Annotated in this window: 22 protein-coding genes; 2 read left to right on the top strand and 20 right to left on the bottom strand. The window is 30.1% G+C overall.

Annotated elements, in window-relative coordinates; all coding sequences use genetic code 11:
• Window position 1: 1 nt before the first annotated feature.
• The 3 genes from ord to Tmeso_RS02180 all read right to left on the bottom strand — a co-directional run bounded on the left by ord (window position 2) and on the right by Tmeso_RS02180 (window position 4,049).
• Window positions 2-1,075: a 2,4-diaminopentanoate dehydrogenase gene (ord, locus tag Tmeso_RS02190; protein ID WP_099187803.1), complete on the bottom strand. Its 1,074-nt coding sequence runs from the start codon at window positions 1,073-1,075 to the stop codon at window positions 2-4.
• Between the two features lie 251 nt (window positions 1,076-1,326).
• Window positions 1,327-2,715, bottom strand: coding sequence for a sigma-54 interaction domain-containing protein (locus Tmeso_RS02185; RefSeq protein WP_099187801.1), 1,389 nt, complete (start codon window positions 2,713-2,715; stop codon window positions 1,327-1,329).
• Window positions 2,716-2,822: 107 nt separating this feature from the next.
• A complete protein-coding gene (locus Tmeso_RS02180) occupies window positions 2,823-4,049 on the bottom strand; it encodes a serine hydroxymethyltransferase (protein WP_099187799.1) in 1,227 nt (408 codons plus the stop codon).
• Between the two features lie 159 nt (window positions 4,050-4,208).
• On the opposite strand from Tmeso_RS02180, the gene Tmeso_RS02175 reads away from it, so the two are divergent.
• Both Tmeso_RS02175 and Tmeso_RS02170 read left to right on the top strand, forming a co-directional pair.
• Window positions 4,209-4,982 (top strand): threonine/serine exporter family protein, encoded by a 774-nt coding sequence (locus Tmeso_RS02175; protein ID WP_099187797.1) that lies wholly within the window; start codon window positions 4,209-4,211, stop codon window positions 4,980-4,982.
• On the top strand, window positions 4,982-5,437 hold the full coding sequence (locus Tmeso_RS02170; RefSeq protein WP_099187795.1) for a threonine/serine exporter family protein: 456 nt from the start codon (window positions 4,982-4,984) through the stop codon (window positions 5,435-5,437). Before Tmeso_RS02175 ends, Tmeso_RS02170 begins: the two co-directional genes overlap by 1 nt.
• A 147-nt stretch (window positions 5,438-5,584) precedes the next feature.
• Here the strand turns inward: Tmeso_RS02170 and Tmeso_RS02165 are convergent, their stop codons facing one another.
• The 17 genes from Tmeso_RS02165 to Tmeso_RS02090 all read right to left on the bottom strand — a co-directional run bounded on the left by Tmeso_RS02165 (window position 5,585) and on the right by Tmeso_RS02090 (window position 22,204).
• On the bottom strand, window positions 5,585-6,013 hold the full coding sequence (locus Tmeso_RS02165) for a SoxR reducing system RseC family protein (protein WP_099187793.1): 429 nt from the start codon (window positions 6,011-6,013) through the stop codon (window positions 5,585-5,587).
• A 9-nt stretch (window positions 6,014-6,022) separates the two neighbouring features.
• Window positions 6,023-6,319 (bottom strand): metal-sensitive transcriptional regulator, encoded by a 297-nt coding sequence (locus tag Tmeso_RS02160; RefSeq protein ID WP_207653819.1) that lies wholly within the window; start codon window positions 6,317-6,319, stop codon window positions 6,023-6,025.
• Window positions 6,320-6,333: 14 nt separating this feature from the next.
• A complete protein-coding gene (locus Tmeso_RS02155; protein WP_099187791.1) occupies window positions 6,334-6,600 on the bottom strand; it encodes a hypothetical protein in 267 nt (88 codons plus the stop codon).
• A 136-nt stretch (window positions 6,601-6,736) separates the two neighbouring features.
• The gene (aspS, locus tag Tmeso_RS02150; protein ID WP_099187789.1) at window positions 6,737-8,518 is read right to left on the bottom strand and encodes an aspartate--tRNA ligase; all 1,782 of its coding nucleotides are present in this window, start codon (window positions 8,516-8,518) and stop codon (window positions 6,737-6,739) included.
• 15 nt (window positions 8,519-8,533) lie between these two features.
• A complete protein-coding gene (gene hisS, locus Tmeso_RS02145; protein ID WP_099187787.1) occupies window positions 8,534-9,793 on the bottom strand; it encodes a histidine--tRNA ligase in 1,260 nt (419 codons plus the stop codon).
• A complete protein-coding gene (gene hemZ / locus Tmeso_RS02140; protein ID WP_099187785.1) occupies window positions 9,783-11,264 on the bottom strand; it encodes a coproporphyrinogen dehydrogenase HemZ in 1,482 nt (493 codons plus the stop codon). Before hemZ ends, hisS begins: the two co-directional genes overlap by 11 nt.
• Before the next feature lie 24 nt (window positions 11,265-11,288).
• A complete protein-coding gene (locus tag Tmeso_RS02135) occupies window positions 11,289-11,906 on the bottom strand; it encodes an MBL fold metallo-hydrolase (protein WP_099187783.1) in 618 nt (205 codons plus the stop codon).
• A 13-nt stretch (window positions 11,907-11,919) separates the two neighbouring features.
• A complete protein-coding gene (gene dtd, locus Tmeso_RS02130) occupies window positions 11,920-12,369 on the bottom strand; it encodes a D-aminoacyl-tRNA deacylase (RefSeq protein ID WP_099187781.1) in 450 nt (149 codons plus the stop codon).
• Window positions 12,370-12,382: 13 nt separating this feature from the next.
• The gene (locus tag Tmeso_RS02125; RefSeq protein WP_099187779.1) at window positions 12,383-14,560 is read right to left on the bottom strand and encodes a RelA/SpoT family protein; all 2,178 of its coding nucleotides are present in this window, start codon (window positions 14,558-14,560) and stop codon (window positions 12,383-12,385) included.
• A gap of 73 nt (window positions 14,561-14,633) precedes the next feature.
• Entirely contained in the window at window positions 14,634-15,146 is a 513-nt protein-coding gene (locus Tmeso_RS02120; RefSeq protein ID WP_099187777.1) for an adenine phosphoribosyltransferase, read from the bottom strand.
• 298 nt (window positions 15,147-15,444) lie between these two features.
• Window positions 15,445-17,109 carry an ABC1 kinase family protein gene (locus tag Tmeso_RS02115; RefSeq protein ID WP_242967827.1) on the bottom strand — a complete coding sequence of 555 codons (1,665 nt, stop codon included), beginning with the start codon at window positions 17,107-17,109 and terminating at the stop codon, window positions 15,445-15,447.
• A gap of 248 nt (window positions 17,110-17,357) precedes the next feature.
• A complete protein-coding gene (gene secF, locus Tmeso_RS16775) occupies window positions 17,358-18,218 on the bottom strand; it encodes a protein translocase subunit SecF (RefSeq protein WP_187296192.1) in 861 nt (286 codons plus the stop codon).
• 12 nt (window positions 18,219-18,230) lie between these two features.
• Window positions 18,231-19,475 (bottom strand): protein translocase subunit SecD, encoded by a 1,245-nt coding sequence (gene secD, locus Tmeso_RS16770; protein ID WP_187296191.1) that lies wholly within the window; start codon window positions 19,473-19,475, stop codon window positions 18,231-18,233.
• A 15-nt stretch (window positions 19,476-19,490) separates the two neighbouring features.
• Complete coding sequence (locus tag Tmeso_RS02105; RefSeq protein WP_099187775.1) at window positions 19,491-19,991, bottom strand: gamma carbonic anhydrase family protein; 501 nt, start codon at window positions 19,989-19,991, stop codon at window positions 19,491-19,493.
• Complete coding sequence (gene scfB, locus Tmeso_RS02100) at window positions 19,984-21,366, bottom strand: thioether cross-link-forming SCIFF peptide maturase (RefSeq protein WP_099187773.1); 1,383 nt, start codon at window positions 21,364-21,366, stop codon at window positions 19,984-19,986. Before scfB ends, Tmeso_RS02105 begins: the two co-directional genes overlap by 8 nt.
• Before the next feature lie 274 nt (window positions 21,367-21,640).
• Entirely contained in the window at window positions 21,641-21,778 is a 138-nt protein-coding gene (gene scfA, locus Tmeso_RS02095) for a six-cysteine ranthipeptide SCIFF (RefSeq protein WP_072888016.1), read from the bottom strand.
• A gap of 57 nt (window positions 21,779-21,835) precedes the next feature.
• Complete coding sequence (locus Tmeso_RS02090) at window positions 21,836-22,204, bottom strand: TIGR04086 family membrane protein (RefSeq protein WP_099187769.1); 369 nt, start codon at window positions 22,202-22,204, stop codon at window positions 21,836-21,838.
• Between the last annotated feature and the right edge of the window lie 17 nt (window positions 22,205-22,221).

Here is a 22,221-nt window from a genome sequence, read left to right as displayed (position 1 = left end):
CCTAACAACATCCACATTCACATTCTTTTTTTACTTCAACCATTTTTCTCATATCCCCCATAATAGCTCTTGGTACAGGTATATCAAGCATAGTTTTAAGACCCGGATTAGCATTTATAACATGAGGAATACTGTTAACGCACATAGCTATAGTTCCTACTCCTCCTGGTATTTCTGGTTTTATTTGAAGAGATATATCTGGTACTCCTTTAATTTGTACATAATCTCCTGTATCAACACCTTCAAGATGAGGAAGTATTTGTTGTGGATGCTCCATCTCAACCTTTACATCACCATCTACATATCCATAACCACATTGCTTGCAACCTGCTACATTTCCAGCTTGAACCTCTGCATATTGACTTTGTCTGTATACATTAGATACGATTGATTCTCTTGTCTGGTCTACCTTCTCTAGATTCCATCCAATTCCATCTGTAATCATCTTTATAGATTCAGGAAATCCTACATGTCCTGCTATTGATCCATCCTTAACTCCTTTTTCAAAATCTTCAGGAGTAACTCCAACACCTTGTTCTACCATAACAGCATGACCAAATGGAGATAAATCATTTACTCTTGATGCTTTTATATAATCTACTCTTTCACAAGTTCCTGTAAGTGCAAGTATTAATAAATCAAGTACAAATCCAGGATTGATTCCTGTTCCAAGCACAGAGACATGATTTTCTTTAGCTATTTCATCTATCTCCCTAGCAAGTTCTGGTTCTTGTGCATCTGGATAAGCCATTTCCTCTGCAGTAGATATTACATTCATTTTTCTTTCTAATATAAATTTTATTTTATCAAAAGCTCCTTTTGTAAATGAGTCAGTAGCAAGTAAAACTACATCTGCACACTTTTCTGTAAAAGCTTCTTCTTCATTAGATTTAATTATTATTTCGCTTCTATTTTTTCTATCAACGCCTAAAACTTCATATATGTCTTTTCCAACTCTACCTTCATGTTTATCACAAACAGCTACAATTTCTACTCCTTCTTTCTTTAATAGCATATTAGCCATTCCACTTCCCATTGCTCCAAATCCCCAAATACCTACTTTAATATTTTCCATTATATTTCCCCCCTTAAATTTTCATAAGTTATAATTTCTTTCACTAATAGATATAGCAATATGCATGCCACTTTATTTTAATATTCAGAAAATTCAAGCTTAGCACCAGTATATTTAGGTATTTTCCCAACTTTCAGAAAAGTCGTTCTTTTTTTTTAACAAATATAAGATTTTATTTTTTCATATCAAATAGATTTTTTTAATAAAAAAAGCAAATATATTTGCATGTTAATGCAAATATATTTGCTTTCCTAAATATTATATTTTTTAATTTTATGCTGAAGTGTCTGTCTTTTTAATCCCAGTTGTTCAGCTGACTTTGTAATATTCTTTTTATTGTTTATTAAAGCTCTTGTTATAAAATCAACTTCAATCTCTTTTAACAATTCATCTAAACATTTTTCATTTGATGTATTTATATTATTTTTAATATTTTCAGACTTATTAATCTGTATATTTAAGTGTTCAATTTGGATACTCTCTTCATAATCAATCATGCTAATAGCTGAATATATAGTATTTTCAAGTTCTCTTATATTACCATGCCACTTATGATTTAATAACGCTTTTTTAGCTTTTTTATCTATACATTTCACATTTTTATTTAATTTTTTATTGTATTTTTTTATAAAGTAATCTGCTAAAAGTATTATATCTTCTTCTCTTTCATTCAAAGAAGGTATATATATAGATATTACATTAAGTCTATAGTAGAGATCTTTTCTAAGCTTATTTTCTTTTAATAGCTTATTGGGTTCTTCATTAGTTATAGCTATTATCCTCACATCTATAGGAATATCTTTCATGCCTCCAATTCTCCTTATATAACCTTCTTGTAATACTCTCAGAAGTTTTGCTTGGAGTTCTATCGGCATAGAGTTTATTTCATCTAATAGTAAGGTTCCTTTATTAGCTTGCTCAAATAATCCAGGTCTACTTATAGCTCCTGTAAACCCTCCTTTTTCTGTACCAAACAAAATACCTTCAAGTAAGCTTTCAGGAAGAGCTGCACAGTTTTGGGCTATAAAAGCCTTGTTTTTTCTTACACCTTCATAATGTATACTTTGACTAAAGAGCTCTTTCCCAGTCCCCGTTTCTCCATATATAAAAACAGGAGCTGGAGTTTGAGATGCTTTTTTAGCTAATAATATAGCATTCTTAAAAGTTTCACTCTCACCTATTATATTTTCAAATGTATACTTTTTAATATTACTTTGAATTATCTTCTTTGGATTTGATTTTTCTCTATGAAGGGTCAATATTTCTTCTGAAAGTTCTTTCATTTTAGTTATATCCTTAGATATTTCAATAGCTCCTAGTGTTTTTCCATTCTCAATTATAGGTATTGTGGTATTTACAGTGGTGATTTCGTTTTTGTATTTATTCAGATAAGTCTGTTTTTTATCTTTTATAATTTCACCACTTTTTAAAACTTTTAAAAGAGTACTCGTTTCTTCATCTAAGCCATTGAATATATCTAGCAAATTTTTGTTTAGTACTTCGGTTTCTTTCATGTGTTCAAGTTCTGCCATGGCCTTATTATAAACAACAGTGTTTCCCTCATTATCAATAACATGAATTCCATCTTCTATATAGTGCAAAATATTTTGCATTAATTTAATATAATCTTTAGTATTCATATCACAATCCTCCAAAACCTGAACTTAAATATATATATATCATATAATTTACATAAAATTAATGTAATTCAATTTTTTAAGTTAATTCATAAACAATTACCCTTCTATTAATATAATACAAATTCATCTGTAAGATTTTTTATAATTTCTCCTGCTTTTTCAACCTCTCTATGAGTTATACAAAGATCTATTGCATCAGCTATAATCTTCATTTCATCCTCTTTCATACCTCTAGTTGTAATAGCAGGAGTTCCTATTCTTACTCCACTAGTTACAAAAGGACTCTGTGGATCAAAAGGTATAGCATTTTTATTCACAGTTATATGTGCCTTATCAAGTATTTTTTCTGCTTCTTTTCCAGTTATATTTTTATTTCTAAGATCTAAAAGAATGAGATGATTATCAGTTCCTCCTGTAACCAAGTCAAACCCTCTATCAATTAATTCATCAGCTAGTGTCTTACAATTCTTAACTATTTGTTCTTGGTAGTCCCTAAAATCATCCTGTAAAGCTTCTTTAAAACTTACAGCTTTAGCCGCTATAACATGTTCCAAAGGTCCACCTTGAATACCAGGGAATATAGCTTTATCAATCTTATTTGCATACTCACTCTTACAAAGTATAACCCCTCCTCTTGGCCCTCTTAGAGTTTTATGAGTAGTGGTAGTTACAAAATCAGCGACATCACATGGATTCTGATGGAGTCCTGAAGCAACAAGTCCAGCTATATGAGCCATATCAACCATCAACATAGCTCCAACCTCATCAGATATTTCCTTAAACTTTTTAAAATCTATTTCCCTTGGATATGCACTTGCACCTGCTACTATAAGCTTAGGTTTTACCTGATGAGCTTTTTTTATAACATCATCATAATCTATTCTTCCATCCTCAGCCAAAACACCATATTCTGTGAAATCAAAATAATTTCCAGATATATTAACAGGAGAACCGTGAGTTAAATGTCCCCCTTGAGATAAATTCATACCCATAACCTTATCTCCTGGTTTTAGAACAGCAAAATAAACCCCTAAATTTGCATTAGCACCTGAGTGTGGTTGTACATTAGCATGATCTGCACCAAATATTTCTTTAAGTCTACTTATAGCAAGATTTTCTATAATATCTATATGTTCACATCCCCCATAATACCTCTTACCAGGATATCCCTCTGCATATTTATTTGTAAGATGGCTTCCCATAGCTTCCATAACAGCTAAAGATACGGAATTTTCTGATGCTATAAGCTCAATATTTCTATTTTGTCTATCAATTTCATTTGATAAAGCTTCATATACCTGTTCATCCTGTTTCATTAAATTATCAAAATTCATATTTTATCCCCCTTAATATTATTTTTCTCTTTAAATTATATTTAAATATAGTTTTCAATACTCCTTTTATTTTTATATTTTTTTATATTTTTTAAAGATTTTTTAGTAGAATTTTGATATAATTCTCTAGTATGTATTCTTTCATAAGGGGTGAGTATTATGACTATAACAGAAAAAAAAGGGATACTAAGAATAGCTCTTTACGCTGGAGAAATAATGCTTAAAAATGGAGCAGAAATATACAGAGTTGAAGATACTATAACTAGAATATGCATGTCAAAGAACATAAACCATGTAAATGCATTCGTAACACCAACAGGAATATTTGTTTCAGACGATAGAATGGATGGTATAAGCTTTATCAAAAGAATAAAAAGTAGAAGTCTAAATCTACACAAAGTATCTATGGTAAATAACTTTTCAAGAGACTATGTAAACTCTCATATGACAATATCTCAAGCCTTATCTGCATTAAAGCAAATAGAAAAAGCAGATAAATATTCTATTTTTGTAAGGCTTTTTTTTACAGGAGTTATAGGTGGCTTTTTTTCTCTTATGTTCGGAGGAGAGTTTTTAGATTTTATATCTGCCTTTATTATATCTATGATATCAATATTTATAGCAGATGAGATAACTAAAATAAGCGATACTTCATTTTTATCAACAATTGCAGCTTCATCTATTATAGGATTACTTGGTATATTATTTACTCTTATAGGAATTGGAAAAAGCCTTGATATGATAATAGTAGGGTCTATAATGCCTTTAGTCCCTGGAGTCTCATTTACAAACGGCTTAAGAGATTTTATATCAGGAGATTTACTAGGTGGCCTTGCAAAAATATTCGAAGCTATATTCATAGCTATATGTATAGCTGTCGGAATAGGAATAGTGTTCCAATTATGGGTTAACTGGTTTGGAGGTGCATTCTAATGAGCCTATATCTTCACTTTATTTACTCATTTTTATCAACAATAGGGTTTTGTATATTTTTTAATGTCCCTAAAAAGGATATTTTATATGCATCTCTTACAGGAAGTATTGGTTGGACATTATACACTTATTTAAATAATATAACTAATTCAGCTTCTTTATCAAGTTTTATAGCAGCCACTGTAATAGGTATATTAGGCGAAATATTTGCAAGAATGAATAGAAAACCTGTTACAGTATTCATAATACCAGGTATAGTTCCCCTGGTTCCAGGTTATGGCATGTACTTGACGATGCTAGATATTATAAATAATGATTTTTATAGTGCAGCTAAAACTGGTAGTGATACTATATTTATAGCTGGATCAATAGCAATAGGTGTTGTATTAGTTTCATCAACTGCAAAATTATTTAAAAAAATAAATAAAAAAAATTCGTCTAATGCTACCCATTGACTCATGTCGCCAACGAGTCCTACGGACTCCGTTGCTCAAAACAGTTGAAATTGTGGTTTCTTAACCTAAATTATGCGTAATGACATTTTTTATAATACTCTAGTATATAAAAAAATGCTGATTAATATTAATCAGCATTTTTATTATCTAGTTAACTATATTCGTTATAATAGGAGTATACTCCTCACTCTTTTTAAATTTAGGTTCATTTTTCTTTATTATCATAAATGTTACACCCATTAAAAAAGCTCCTATTATAGCACTCATAGTTTCTATATTTGAGCTGTAGTTTATAGATGTTAATACCTTGTTTGATATAACTATTCCTATAAATAAAACCATTAATGGTATTACATATGCTATAGCAGCAGCCTTTAATACATTAGGAGTACTTATGTCTACTTCAACAAAATCACCCTTTTTAGCACCAAGTCTATTGATTGCCTCTATTTGCATATCTTTGCTCTCTTCTTTTCCCATTCCACATCCACCACAGCTTGCACAAGCCGAATGTCTTTGCATCTGTAAGATAGCTGTATTTTCATCAGTACTTACAACAACGCCTGTTTGTCTCATTAATCTCACCTACTTCATAAATTTGAGCATTGTGTTTACAAGCTCATCTATAACTCTATCTTTTTCCCCAATATCATTTGAATTATCAATTGTGTTTTTTACACATCCTTTTACATGATTTTCAAGCATTATACCTCCTACCTTATCTATTGCAGAACGTATTGCAGCAATCTGTATAAGTATGTCTACACAATATTTGTCTTCATTGATCATCTTTTGAATACCTTTTACTTGACCTTCTATTCTTCTAAGTCTTTTTATTATAGCATCCTTATCTGTTTTACTTTTTTCAGCCATCTCTTTCATCCTTTTACAACTCCTTATTGTTTTAAATAGAAATAAATAGCAATTATTCCAATCATAGTCATCCTTCTTATAAAATCAAAATTCCTAGAACTCATAGTATACTTGTCTTTTGCCGCAATAAGTACATGTCTTAATATTATATTTATAAGACTTAATACAAATATAAGAGTTATGTTGCTATAAGATATCATATCAATATTACCTTTAAATAATTTCATTATTGTTAAAATAGCTAAAAAAACAACAGCAAATATTCCAAATTCTTCTATAATCTTTTTCAATTTAATCTCTCCTTTAGATACCTTATACCAGTATATTTATCTTCATTATACTTGTCTATGTAGTAAAATGTCAAATATATATATATATTAAAAGTCTGCCAACAATTTTTGTTGGCAGACTCTTTTATTCATATATTTATTTTTCTTCTAACTCAACTTTTATATTAAGTTCTTCTAATTGCTTATCTTCCGCAACAGCTGGTGCATTAGTCATAGGACAAGATGCATTTTGAGTTTTAGGGAATGCTATAACCTGTCTTATATTATCTTCTCCTGCAAGTAACATTACAAGTCTATCCAGACCAAATGCTATTCCTCCATGTGGTGGTGTTCCAAATTTGAATGCATCAAGTAAGAATCCAAACTTATCATAAGCTTCTTCTTCGCTAAATCCTAATGCATCAAACATTTTCTTTTGTATATCTGCATTAGATATTCTTATACTTCCTCCACCTATTTCAAATCCATTTAATACTATATCATAAGCTTTAGCTCTTACATTTAATTTGTCATTATCTAAGTTAGCTAAATCTTCATCCATAGGAGATGTAAATGGATGATGCATAGCAACATATCTATTTTCTTCTTCATCATGCTCAAATAATGGGAATTCAGTGACCCATAAAAGCTTGAATTCATTTTTATCAAGTATTTCAAGTCTCTTAGCTACTTCATTTCTTAAATTTCCAAGAGAATCAAATACAACCTTGTTTGTATCTGCTACAAATAATATTAAATCTCCTTCAGAAGCTTCCATTGTTTTTAATATAGAATTCATTTTTTCTTCATCAAAGAACTTAGCTATTGGAGATGTGACTCCTTCATCTGTTACTTTCATCCAAGCAAGCCCCTTAGCTCCATAGTTCTTAGCATAATCTTCAAGAGACGTTATATTCTTTCTAGTGAACTTATCAGCATGTCCTTTAACATTTATCCCTCTAACAGATCCACCATTTTCTACAGCTGATGAGAATACCTTAAATCCACAATCCTTAACTATATCAGATATGTTTTTAAGCTCAAATCCAAATCTTACGTCTGGTTTATCACATCCATATCTCTCCATAGATTCTTTGTATGTCATTCTAGGGAATGGAAGCTCAATGTCAACATTTGATATTTGCTTAAATATTTTTTGAAGCATTTTTTCCATTACATCTATTACATCATCAATCTCAACGAATGACATTTCACAATCTATTTGAGTAAATTCCGGTTGTCTATCAGCTCTCAAATCTTCATCTCTAAAGCATTTTACTATTTGGAAGTATCTATCCATACCAGATACCATTAGAAGTTGCTTAAATAATTGAGGTGATTGAGGTAGAGCATAGAACTTTCCCTCATTTACTCTACTTGGAACTAAGTAATCTCTAGCTCCTTCTGGTGTTGGTTTGTTTAAGAACGGAGTCTCTATCTCTAAGAAGTTATTATCAGATAAATAATTTCTAACTATGTTAGCTACCTTATGTCTTAAGATTAAGTTCTTTTGCATAGATGATTTTCTCAAATCTAAATATCTATACTTAAGTCTTAAATTTTCTGAAACCTCATCGTCATCCTTTATGTAAATAGGAGGGGTTTCTGATTTATTTAAAATCTTTATTTGATTTGCAAATATTTCTATATCTCCTGTTGGCATATTAGGGTTCTTAGATTGTCTTTCAAGAACCTTTCCTTTTATAGCTATAACGTATTCAGATCCTAATTTTTCAGCTTTTTCAAAAGCTTCTTTAGATACATCAGTATCAAATACGATCTGACATATTCCTCTTATATCTCTTAAGTCTACGAATACCAACCCACCTAAGTTTCTTTTCTTTTGTACCCATCCCATCAGTACTACTTCTTCACCTATATTAGACTCTCTTAAGTCACCACAATAATGCGTTCTTTTTAATCCACCTAAGCTTTCCATATGTAATCCTCCTAATTAAATCATCTTTTTTAGTACATCTGCTATTTCACTTAATTTTATCTCTGTTTGTTCTGATGTTTGCATATTTTTAAGTGTTGCTAAGTTTTTTTCTATTTCATCATCACCAAGTACTATAGTGTATTTAGCATTGATTTTATCTGAATATTTAAATTGGGCTTTTACACTCTTACCTACATGATCCTTGTCACAAGATATATTATTTTCTCTTAAAGACTTTAGAATCTTAAAGCTTTCTATCTCAGCTTTTTCTCCAATTGTAACTACAAATATATCTATACCATCTTCTTTAGGTATTTCTATATTGTTGTTTTCAAGAGTTAAAAGAAGTCTCTCTACTCCAATAGCAAATCCTATGCCTGGAGTTTTTGGACCCTCTAGTTGTTCAACAAGCCCATCATATCTTCCTCCACCACATACAGTACTTTGAGCTCCTATATCTTGTGAAATTATTTCAAAAGCAGTCTTAGTATAATAATCAAGGCCTCTAACTATCTTAGGATCTACTATGTAGTTTATATCCATTTTATTTAGATAAACCTTTACTTTTTCAAAGTGATCTTTACAATCGCCACATATATTGTCTATCATTAAAGGTGCATCTTTTATTTCACTTTGACAAGATTCATTCTTGCAATCAAGTATTCTAAGAGGATTTTTTTCGTATCTAGTTTGACAAGTATTACACAATTTATCAAGTTTTTCTTTTAGATAACTTCTTAATTTATCATTGTATTCATTTCTACATTTAGGGCATCCTATAGAGTTTATTCTAAGCTCTAATTTTTCAAGCCCTACTCTTTTGAAAAACTCCATTGCAAGAGCCATAACCTCTGCATCTATAGAAGCAGATTCACTTCCAAATGCCTCAACTCCAAACTGATGAAATTGTCTCATTCTACCCGCTTGTGGTCTTTCATATCTAAAGCATGGAGTTATATAGTATAACTTTGAAGGCTGAGCATCTGCGTAAATCTTATTTTCAATAAAAGCTCTAACAGCACCGGCTGTTCCTTCTGGTTTTAATGTTATATCCCTTCCTCCATTATCTTGGAATGAATACATTTCCTTTTGAACTATGTCAGTAGTCTCTCCGACACCTCTTTTAAAAAGGTCTGTACTTTCGAATACAGGAGTCCTTATTTCTTCATATCCAAATAAAGCACATACCTGTCTAAATAGATTTTCTACATGAGTCCATTTATACGAGTCCTTAGGTAATATATCTTTAGTTCCTCTAGGCGCTTTAATAGGCATCTTTTAAAACCTCCTCTTCTTTTTTCTTAATCATTTCATCAACTCTATTTATATAGTGCTCTATGTTTTTGACATTGGCAACTCGCTCAATTCTATTTTCATCTATATACACTACCTTAGAATTAGCTCCTGCTCCTAAAGCATATATAGTCTGTTTTTCTTCCATTATTTGAATATTATATATACATTCAAATCCCTTCTTAGCATATCCTATATTTTCAAGATTTCCAAGCATATGTTTTTGTCTGTACATATAATACGGTATAAGATTCATTTTATACGCATATTCCATAGACATATCTATCATCTTAACCATGTCCATATAATGACTAAATTCGTAATCATCTATATTTTCATTAAGTTTCGAGGCTCTTTTTATTGCCATAGTGTGTACAGTCAAGCTTTCTGGATCTAGCTTTGATATTTCCTTTAAAGTTTTTTCAACCATTTCAGGAGTTTCTTTTGGAAGTCCTAAAATTATATCCATATTTATATTATCAAATCCAATTTCTCTGGCCATATAAAAACATTTTTTTATATCTTCTACATTATGAGCTCTTCCTATTTCCTTTAAAGTTTCATCATTCATAGTCTGAGGATTAATGCTTATTCTTGAAACATATTTTTCTTTGAGTACCTTTAATTTTTCTATTGTTATAGTATCTACTCTTCCAGCCTCAACCGTAAATTCCTTCATTTTAGAAAGATCAAAATTTTCGTATAAGGCATCTATAAGTAAAGAAAGTTCATCTGATTCAAGAGTAGTCGGCGTTCCTCCTCCTATATACACAGTTTCAATCTCTTTATTAGTCTTTTTAACTAACTTAGATACTCCTTTTATCTCTTTTATAAGACAATGTAAGTATTCTTTTTTAAGATGACCCCATTGCTTCAATGTATTTGAAGGAAAAGAACAATAAACACATCTCGTTGGACAAAATGGTACGCTTATATACAAAGCTACTTTGTTTTCATCTATAGGATATACAAACTGTCGCTCAACACAAGCTATATTATATGCTAGATCTACCTTGCTCTCATCCATCTGATATTTCTTTTTTAGTATATCTTCTATATCATTTTTAGATTTCTTCTCATCCATAAGCTCATGTATTATTTTAGTAGGTCTAATACCTGTTAAAATTCCCCATGGAACAAATGATTTATATATCTTGCTTAATACTTTAAATATACTTCTTTTTATTATAATTTTACTCTCTTTTCGCATTATTTTATCATCGTAGTCTAATATATCTATTACTGCTTCTTCTTCGTAATGTAGGGCAAGCTTATTATTTTGGTAAAAGTAAGTTTTAGATATTATTAAATCGTTTTTTACATATACCTCATTCACTAGAATATTATCTTTTGTATCTTCATCTTCTATAAATTCAAATTGAGATGTAAACAATTTTAATAATTCACTAACTTCATACTTGTAGTCGTGATTCTTTAAAAATACATTAAGCATTAAACTCTCGCCTTAACCTTTCTCTTAGCTCTTAATATATGGATTATTAAATTTTTCTATTTCTATAGTACTAGCTGGTCCATGACCTGGTAATACTTTTAAGTTGTCATCTAATTTAGATAATCTATTTACAGATTCTATTATTTCATCATAGTCTCCACCAAATAAGTCCGTTCTTCCTATAGATGATTTAAATAGTGTATCTCCTGTAAATAATAAATCATCTACCTTTATACACATTCCTCCCGGAGTATGCCCTGGAGTATGAATTATTTGAAGTTCTAGATTGCCTAATTCTACAGTTTGTCCATCAATTAAATATATATCTGCTTGAATTTCTATACTTCCACCCATCATATACGTTAAATTATTTTGACTATTACTCAATACTATTTCTTCTTCTTTATGAGCTAATATATCTGCACCAGTTTTTTGTTTTAATTCTTCAACTGCACCTATATGGTCAGCATGACCATGGGTAAGTATTATATAATCTAAATTAAATTCATTCTTTTTTATAATATCTATTATTTCATCGCAAGCTCCACCCGGATCTATTACTGCACATTTTTTAGTTTCAGTATTACCTAATATATAACAGTTTACACCGTATACCCCAGCTACTATTTTCTCTAAAAACATAAAAATCCCCCCCTTAAAAATGCTTCTTTGAATCTATTAAAAGAGTTACAGGGCCATCGTTCATAATATCTACATTCATATGAGCACCAAACTTACCCGTTTCCACTTTTATTCCATATTTTTTAGCCTTATCTATAAGTTCTTCATATAAAGGTACTGCCTTATCAGGCTTTGCAGCATCTGTAAAATTAGGTCTTCTACCTTTTCTACAGTCCCCATAAAGAGTGAATTGAGACACAACCAAAAGATCCCCTTTTATATCTAATAAAGATAAATTCATTTTTTCATTTTCATCTTCAAATATTCTTAAATTAACTATTTTGTCAACCAAATATTCTACATCTTTTGAGTTATCATCATCATTTATTCCTAATAAAACCATAATCCCTTTACCTATCTTTCCAACTACATTTTGATCAACTGTAACACTTGAGTTTGAAACTCTTTGAACAACAGCTCTCACATTAACATCCCCTTTAATTTATAACTCTATATACATCTATAACACCAGGTATATTTTTAACCTTTTTCATTAAAGTATTAAGTTCTTTTATACTATCAATTTCCAGTAATAAGCTCATATTAACAAGTTTATCCTTATTGGTTCTAGCATTTATTCCATTTAAAGCTATTTTATCTACTGTAAACACATGAGTTATTTCTGTAATAATTCCTCGTCTATCATGTGACTTAACCTGTATTTCAGCTTCAAACCTTACTTTTTTATTTAAGTCCCATTCAACCTCAATTGATCTATTAACTGTCTCAGCATTATTTACATCAATATTAGGACAATCTTTTCTATGAATAGAAACGCCTCTACCTTTAGTTATATAACCTATTATATCATCCCCTGGAAGAGGATTACAGCATTTAGCTATCCTAACTAATATATTATCGACATCTTTTACCACAACCCCTTGACTGCTTGTTTTTCTCTTACTTCTATATTCTTTTTCGTTTATAGTTTCTTCAATTTTATTTTCTATAATTTGTTTTTGATTATCTTTTTCATGAACTTCTCTCAGTTTTGACATAACTTGAGATACTATAAGTCCACCATATCCAATAGTTGCATATAAGTCATCATCTGTAGGTTGATTAAATTTCTTAGATATTGCGCTTATATTCTTGTTTTTCAAGAATTCACTTAAAACATACCCTTGTCTTTTAACTTCTTTTTCAAGTAGTTCTCTTCCTCTTTGGATGTTTTCTTCTCTTCTTTCTTTTTTAAACCATTGTCTTATCCTATTTTTAGCATGAGAAGTCTTAACTACATTAATCCAATCTCTACTAGGTCCATTACTGTGAGCCGATCTTATAATTTCTACTATATTTCCATTTTTAAGTTTATAATCAAGAGGAACTATCCTTCCATCTATCTTTGCTCCAATACACTTATTACCAACGCCAGTATGAACCCTATATGCAAAGTCTATAGGGGTAGATCCTGCAGGAAGTTCTATAACGTCTCCCTTGGGTGTAAATACGAATACCTGATTAGTAAATAAATCTATTTTAAGTGCTTCCATAAACTCTTTAGGATCATTTAAATCCTTTTGCCATTCCATCATCTGTCTAAGCCACGAAAGCTTTATGTCCATATTTTCTTCATTATCAGTTGTATCACCCTGCTTGTATTTCCAATGAGCTGCTATACCATACTCTGCTATTTTATGCATCTCACGAGTTCTTATTTGGATTTCAAGAGGTTCTCCATCCGGTCCTACAACAGTAGTATGAAGAGACTGGTACATATTAGGCTTTGGCATAGCTATATAGTCCTTAAATCTACCTGGCATTGGCTTCCATATAGTATGAACTATTCCAAGAACTGCGTAGCAATCCTTTACATTTTCAACAAGTGCTCTTACAGCCATTAAATCGTATATTTCTTCAAAACTCTTGTTTTGATAATGCATTTTTCTGTATATACTGTAAAAATGTTTAGGTCTACCATATATATCACATTTTATACTTGATTTTTCAAATTTATCCTCCAACATATCTATAACTTTAGTTATGTAAGCTTCTCTTTCTTTTCTCTTTTTTGCAACCTTTTCAACAAGCTCGTAATATCCAGGTGTGTCCAAGTATCTAAGTCCTATATCTTCAAGTTCCCATTTTATCTTTGATATACCTAATCTATGTGCAATAGGTGAGTATATTTCCACAGTTTCTTTTGCTTTTTCTTTAGCTTTTTCAGGAGTCATAAATTTAAGTGTTCTCATGTTATGTAGTCTATCAGCAAGCTTTATAAGTATAACTCTTATATCCTTTGCCATAGCCATAAACATTTTTCTAAGATTTTCCGCTTGAGTTTCTTCTTTTGATTTATATTCTATTTGCCCAAGCTTAGTTACTCCCTCTACAAGGTCTGCTATTTCTCTTCCAAATTTTTTTGCAATATCCTCATAAGTATAATGAGTATCCTCAACTACATCGTGCATAAGACCTGCCGCTATTGTATATATATCCATCTCTAAATCAGCCAATATATAAGAAACTTCTACAGGATGTATAAAGTATTTTTCACCAGATTTTCTATACTGACCTTCATGAGCATTCTCTGCAAAATTATAAGCCTTTATTATTAAATCTAAGTCGCTGCTTGGGCTATACTGCTGTATTTTTAGTAATAAATTTTCTAACATAAGATCACCCTATTTTCACTTTATGTATTTTATATATGAAAATAGTTGGTAACACTACCAACTATTTGATTTATTAATATGTTATTAAAGAATTAATATGATAATTACCTAATTTACTTTTTCCATTTAAAAAATCTAATTCTATTAAAAATTCCATAGCAACTACTTCTCCACCTAATTTTTCAATAAGCTTTGCAGCAGCACTCATAGTTCCTCCAGTCGCAAGAAGATCATCTACTATAGCTACTCTTTGCCCTGGTTTTATAGCATCTTTATGTATCTCAAGGATATCAGTTCCATATTCTAAATCATATTCAAACTTTTCAGTTTGAGCAGGCAATTTTCCTGGTTTTCTAACTGGTACAAATCCTATTCCAAGCCCATAAGCAACAGGTGTTCCCATTAAAAATCCTCTTGCCTCAGGTCCTACTATTACATCTACATCTTTATCTTTTAAATCTTCTATTATCTGATCTACAGCGTATTTAAAAGCTTTTCCATCTTTTAATAATGTAGTTATATCCTTGAAATCTATTCCTTCTTTTGGAAAATTCTTTATATTTCTTATTGTTTCCTGTAAGTTCATTATTTATTCCTCCCTAAAACTATCTCTTATACTCAATATAATGATATTTACTCTATAATTAAAACTATAATATTCCATACAATCGAGTTTGATTTTGCGACTTATATACGTATAATAATGAAATTTAATTCAAATGTTGATATAAAAAGTCACAAATAACAATTATATTATATATTGTAAAATAAAATTTATCAATATCCAATTCGCTTAACACTAACGCACAGCTCAATTAACTACTATTTATTTTAAATATTTTACCCAAGTATAATATTAATAATCTATTGCCGTGGAAATATTTCTATCGTTTATTTCTACTTGATATTAATATAGATATTGTTAAATACATTCCCATCACAGTTGCTATTAAAAATCCAACTATACCTAAAATAGGGTATCCTTTTATACTAGGTCCTGTTTTTGTGGTTATAATCATAGATGATCCTACTATTGTAGACGATAATATAAGACTTACAGCTAGTTTATTAGTCATATTATTTATTTCTTTTTCTAGATTTGTAAACTTAATTTCATCTATAGTAAATTTAATTTCATTTTTTTCTAGATGTCTCAAAAGGAGCTTTATTTGTTTAGGTATAACTTTAAAATCAGTAAGCGCTTGTTCTATATAAAATTTTGATTTAAATAAAATCTTATCTGGCTTAAATTTATTTAAATAAAATTCTTTTATAAATTCTTTTACTATCGTAGACAAAGCAAAATCAGGATTTAGTTTTTTAGCTGTACCTTCAAGAGTTATTATAGCTCTTGCTAAAAGTGAAAATTGAGAAGGTAACTTTACCTTATTCTTTCTACTAAATCTCATGAACTCGTTTAATATTTCTGTTAAATTTATCATTTTAATAGGCATATCGTAATAATAATGTATAAAAAAGCTTATTTCTTCTCTTAGTTTTCGTACATTTGTGTTATCACTTATAGCATCAAGTTCTATTAATGAATCTATTATTTTATCTACATCTTTGTTTATACTTGCAAAGAATATATCTGTTATAAAATTCAATGTAATATTATCTATCAATCCAACTATACCAAAGTCTATAAAAGCTATTTTATTGTTTCCTATTGCAAATATATTTCCTGGATGTGGGTCCGCATGAAAAAATCCATAAAAAAACACCTGCTTCATAAATGACATAGCCCCTACATCAGCAATTGCCTTAGTATCCCACCCTATGCTTTTTATATCATTTATATTACTTACACTTATTCCATCGATTTTTTCCATTACAAGAATCTTTTTAGATGATACGTTCCAGTATACTTTTGGAATATATACATTGATGTCATCTTTAAATATTTCTCTAAACTTTTCACAATTCCTAGCTTCAAATGTATAATCTAGTTCTCTCATTATAGTGACAGAAAATTCTTCTATAACTTCACCAAAATCAACCACGGTTTCTTTATAGTATTCTTCTATTACCTTACCTATAAGTTGAAGCATTTCTAAATCAGATTTTATAATATTCTCTATATTAGGCCTTTGTATTTTAACTATTACATCCTTGCCATTCTTTAGCTTAGCTACATAGGCCTGCCCTATAGATGCTGCTCCTATAGGAATTTCATTGAAATCATTAAATACTTCCTCAATTTCAAGGCCCATTTCACTTATAAAAGTGCTTCTAGCTGCCTTTATATCAAAACATTTAACATTATTTTGAAGCTTTGATAATTCTTCTATTATATCTGGATCTAGTATATCAGTTCTGGTACTCATTATTTGACCTAGCTTTACAAATGTTGGTCCAAGCTCTTCAATGGCTCGTCGTACTCTTTCGCCGGTACTCATATTCTGTATTTCTTTATTAGGCGTTAGTGGCATTTTGTATGCAATTCCATCTATTTTCAATTTCTCCACTAAAAAACTAAAACCATACTTCAATAATATTTGCATTATATTTCTAGATCTTTTTAAGTTTCTATAGCCTGTTTTTATCATAAGAGCACCTCTCATTAAAAAATTCGTCTAGTCGCTACGCACTGACTCATATCGCCAACAATCCCTACGGGCTCCGTTGCTCAAAATAATTGCAAGTGCAGTTGCTTAATCTACATTATCTACAATTTGAGAATAATATAATCCCCTATAAAATCAAAAATTTGTCTAGATAATATCTCCACTTGTCTTACTAGAAAAGCCCCATATTATTTTGAAAATAATATGAGGCTTAACATCAATATCTTATGCTAAAATTTAGTCTTTTGCTTAATCAAAACCCATGCTGGACTGGCTATGAATATAGATGAATATGTTCCAGCCGCCATTCCAACTATCAAAGGAAGTGTAAAATCTTTAATAGATTCAACTCCTATTACATAAAGCGATATTATAGCTATTAATGTAGTAAGAGATGTATTAATAGATCTTGATATAGTTTTAGATATACTTTGATTTGCAATATTTGCATAATCATTTTTCTTAGCATGCTTCATATCTTCTCTTATTCTATCAAATACAACTATAGTATCATTTATAGAGTATCCTACAACAGTAAGTACAGCTGCAACAAATGGACTGTTGACAGGTACTCTAAATATTGCATATGCGCATATTAGTATAATAACATCATGAATAAGTGCTATTATAGCCGCTATACCGTATGAAAATTCAAATCTAAAACTTACATATAAAAGCATACCAACAGCAGCTATAAGAGTTGATATAATAGCATTATCTCTTATTTCTTTACCTACTGTAGCACCAAATTGTTCAGCCTTTTCAGGCTGTTCTTCCTTTAAATTATATTTTTCTTTAAATTTGTTAAATACTTCTTGTCTTTTATCTGAATCAAAATCTTTTTTTGTCTTTATCTGAATAATTTCTTTCTTTTCTCCTACAAAGTTCACAGTCATATTTTTGTCATATTCATCAGTTGTAGTTCTTATATCCTTAGTTGAAACAGTTTTATGAAGATTTATCTCCATTAATGTTCCACCTGTAAAATCGATTCCAAAGTTAAGTCCATTTGTAAGTATTATTACAAGTCCTATAGCTATAATAGCAAGGGATAATCCAAACCATAACTTCGTTCTTTCTATTATCTTCATATTATTCCCCCCCTAAGCTCCAAAAAATTTCTTATTTTTTACTATATTAGCATGGACTAATGATTTCATTAATGTTTTCGTAATAATTATAGCAGTAAAGAAAGATGCTATTATACCTATCATTAAAGTAAGTGCAAATCCTCTTATAGATCCTGTCCCGAATTGGAATAAGACAATACCTGCTATAAATGTTGTTATATTTGAATCTATTATAGTTCCAAGTGCCTTTGCAAATCCTGAATCAATAGATGCTCTAAGTGATTTTCCATTCTTCAGTTCTTCTTTTATTCTCTCAAATATTATTACATTCGCATCAACTGCCATACCTACGGACAATATAAGTGCTGCTATTCCCGGAAGAGTAAGAGTTACTTTCATTTGTGAATATATATACATTATTATAAGAATATAAGCGGTAAGAGCTATATCAGCAATTAATCCTGGAAGTCTGTAGTATATTAGCATATAAAGCATTACTAAAAGTATACCTATTGCAGCTCCATTTACACTTTTTTTAAGGGCATTTACCCCAAGACTTGCAGTAACAGTAGATGTTTGAACTTCTTTAAATTCTACTGGAAGTGCTCCTGCTCTTATCAAGTTAGAAAGTTCTGATGCACTCTCAACTGTAAAATTACCACTTATTGTAGCTTGTCCATCTGGAATTTCTTGATTAACTCTTGGAGATGATATAATCTCATTGTCAAGAATTATAACTATCGGAGAGTTTGTAGGTGCAAGCTCTCTAGTTGCATCTGCAAACTTCTTAGCTCCTTCACTATTAAATTCTAGAGAAACTATAGGTTGATTAGTTTTTTGGTCAAACTTAACCTCCGAAGTTTTAACTTCTTTACCCGTTACAACTATAGTTCCATCTTCTTTCATAAATTTAAGTTGTGCTGTTTTTCCTATAGCATCCATTGCATCTTTGGCATTCTTAACGCCTGGAAGTTCTATTCTTATTCTTTTTTCTCCTTCTTTAACTATAACAGGTTCAGAAACCCCCATACCATCTATACGCTTTCTAAATACCTCTATAGTTTGATCAAGAATTTTGTTAAGTTCTTCTCCTGTTGCATCAGTTTGAGCTTCGTAAACTACGAATACTCCACCTTGTAAATCTAATCCTTGTTTTATTGAATTTTCCATAGGATTAATATTAACTTTACCTATGTTAACTCCGCTTATTGCAGCATAAGCAAAAAATACAATAATAATAAACAAACTAATAAATTTTGATAAATTTTTAAGTTTCATAAATGTACCCCCAACCTATTTATGCTTTTTAGCATATTCTACATAATCTATTGCAGATTTTTCTAAAGAATTTCTTTCTTCTTGAGTCAATTCTCTTATAACCTTAATAGGATTCCCATAAGCAAGTACACCTGATGGAATTTTTTTATTAGGAGGAACTAAGCTTCCTGCTCCAATTAATGTATAATCTCCTATTTCAGCTCCATCTAATATTATAGCGCCCATACCCATTAAACTATAATTCCCTATTTTACAAGCATGTATAGTTGCTTTATGTCCAATAGTGACATAGTTGCCTATTTCTGTTTTATTTTCTTTACTTATATGAACTACAGTTCCATCTTGTATATTAGTGTTTTCACCTATTATTATTTCGTTTTCATCGCCTCTTAATACGCAGTTATACCATACATTTGTATTCTTCCCCATTTTTACATTTCCTATAACATCTGCACTTTCTGCTATGAAACAACTATGGGGGATTTCAGGTTTTTCTCCATCATACTCCTTAATCATCTTTACTTACCTCCAACATAATTTTAGCTTTAACCATAATCGCACATTCTGTACGCTTTTTTTGCATCTTGCACCCTAATTCATAAGGCTTTAATATATCATTATTAAAGTTATGTGCATTAGCATGACATCCTCCTGAACAATAAAATTTAGCCCAACAGTTTCTACATTCTTCTTTTGCATATACATGCGCATTTTGGAATTTAAGTTGTATATCCCTAGGTATACTTAAGTTTTCATCAAGTATACTTCCAAGCTTAAAATCTTCATTTCCAACAAACTGATGGCAAGGATATAAATCACCTTCTGGTGTTACAGCCATATATTCACATCCTGCACCACAACCAGTAAGCCTTTTAATAACACAAGGACCTTGGTCCAAATCTATCATATAGTGGAAAAATGTAAAATTGTCATCTTTTATTTTTCTGTTAGCATATTCTTCTGCCAATTTTTCATATTCTTCAAATATCTTAGGTATATCTTCTTCTTTTAATGCATATGGGTTGTCATCACTATCTACTACAGGCTCAACAGAAGTTAAATCAAACCCCAAATCTGCAAAATGAAGTACATCTTTTGAGAAATCTAAGTTATCTCTAGTAAATGTTCCCCTTACATAGTAGTATTTACTCTTATCTCTACTATCTATTAATTTTTTAAACTTAGGAACTATAATGTCATAACTACCTTTGTCATTTAAAGTAGGTCTCATTTCATCGTTTATTTCTTTTCTTCCATCAAGACTTAATACTACATTGTGCATATTTTTGTTAATATATTCTATCTTTTCATCATCTAACAAAACACCATTAGTAGTAATAGTAAATCTAAATACCTTATTTTTTTCTTTAGCTTTTTCGTTTCCATATTCAACAAGTTTTTTTACTACTTCCCAGTTCATTAAAGGTTCTCCACCAAAGAAGTCTACTTCTAAATTTTTTCTATTGCCTGAATTTTCAAGTAAGTAATCTAATGATTTTTTTCCTACTTCATAACTCATAAGTTTTCTTTCTCCACCAAAATCTCCTTGAGATGCGAAACAATATTTACACTTTAAATTACAATCATGAGCCATGTGCAAACACAAAGCTTTTACAACAGGCTTTCTATTCACAAAACTCGGATGATATTCATATTCATCATTTGAATATAAAAGTCCTTCTTTTTCCAGAGTTTTCATTTCATTACATACTTCAACTATCTTTTCTTTTGAATACTTATCCTTTAGAATATCAACTATTTCATCTATATTCTTATCCTTATAATAATCCAAAATATCATATGCTTCATTGTCTATAACATGAACTGCTCCACTATTTACATCTAAAGCTATATTAACTCCATTTAACGAAAATTTATGTATCATACCCATCTATATGAACCTCCTAAGTAAAATGCCTATCTTCCATATTACCAAACTTTTAGTAATTAATCAATATTAGTCAAAATACCGATTATAGAAATTTATCTAATGCTGTGATTAACTCATATCTGCAACGAATCTTACAGAATCCATTGCTCAAAATAATTGTTACTTTAGTTCTTTAATCAATACTATATGCAAAAAATCATATTATTTTCTTACATATTAAAAAGGAAAAAGCAGCATACCTTCAAAAGAAGTTATGCTGCTAAAATATGTATAATTATCTTTCACATTCTTGGTTAGCTACTGTACAAGAAGTTTTACAAGCTGATTGGCATGAAGTTTGACATTCTCCACATCCACCCTTTTCAGCACTTTTCTTTAAAGTTGCTTTTGACAGTGTTTTCACGTGCTTCATAAGTATTCCCTCCTATAAAAAGATTCCTTATTGATTATATCATAATTCTACCATAAATCAATCTTTTTTCATATTTACACCTATAATTCCACCTATCCCAGCAGATAATACGTTAAGAATCATTTTATATAGCATATTCATTTCAAATTTGAAATTTTCATTTGCTAAAAAATACATAATTATCATGAACAATACATATAATACTCCAGCTAATATGCCATATAAAAATCCATTCGATCCATTCTTGTATCCCATATAAAAACCCGCACATGCAACACTTAAAGTTATTATAATAGATGTCATAAGTGGTATTGTAGAAGATGATACAGAAGTATAGGTTAGAACCAAGTTATAAATAAGAACAAATATAATGGTTATTAAATATGAATAACCTAAAGCTTTTAAAAAATATGTAGCTTTTTTCAAAAAAACACCTCCTTGCT

It is taken from the genome of Tepidibacter mesophilus (assembly GCF_002724055.1).
Lineage (GTDB): Bacteria > Bacillota > Clostridia > Peptostreptococcales > Peptostreptococcaceae > Tepidibacter_A > Tepidibacter_A mesophilus.
This window is presented reverse-complemented; position numbering and strand designations above follow the sequence as displayed.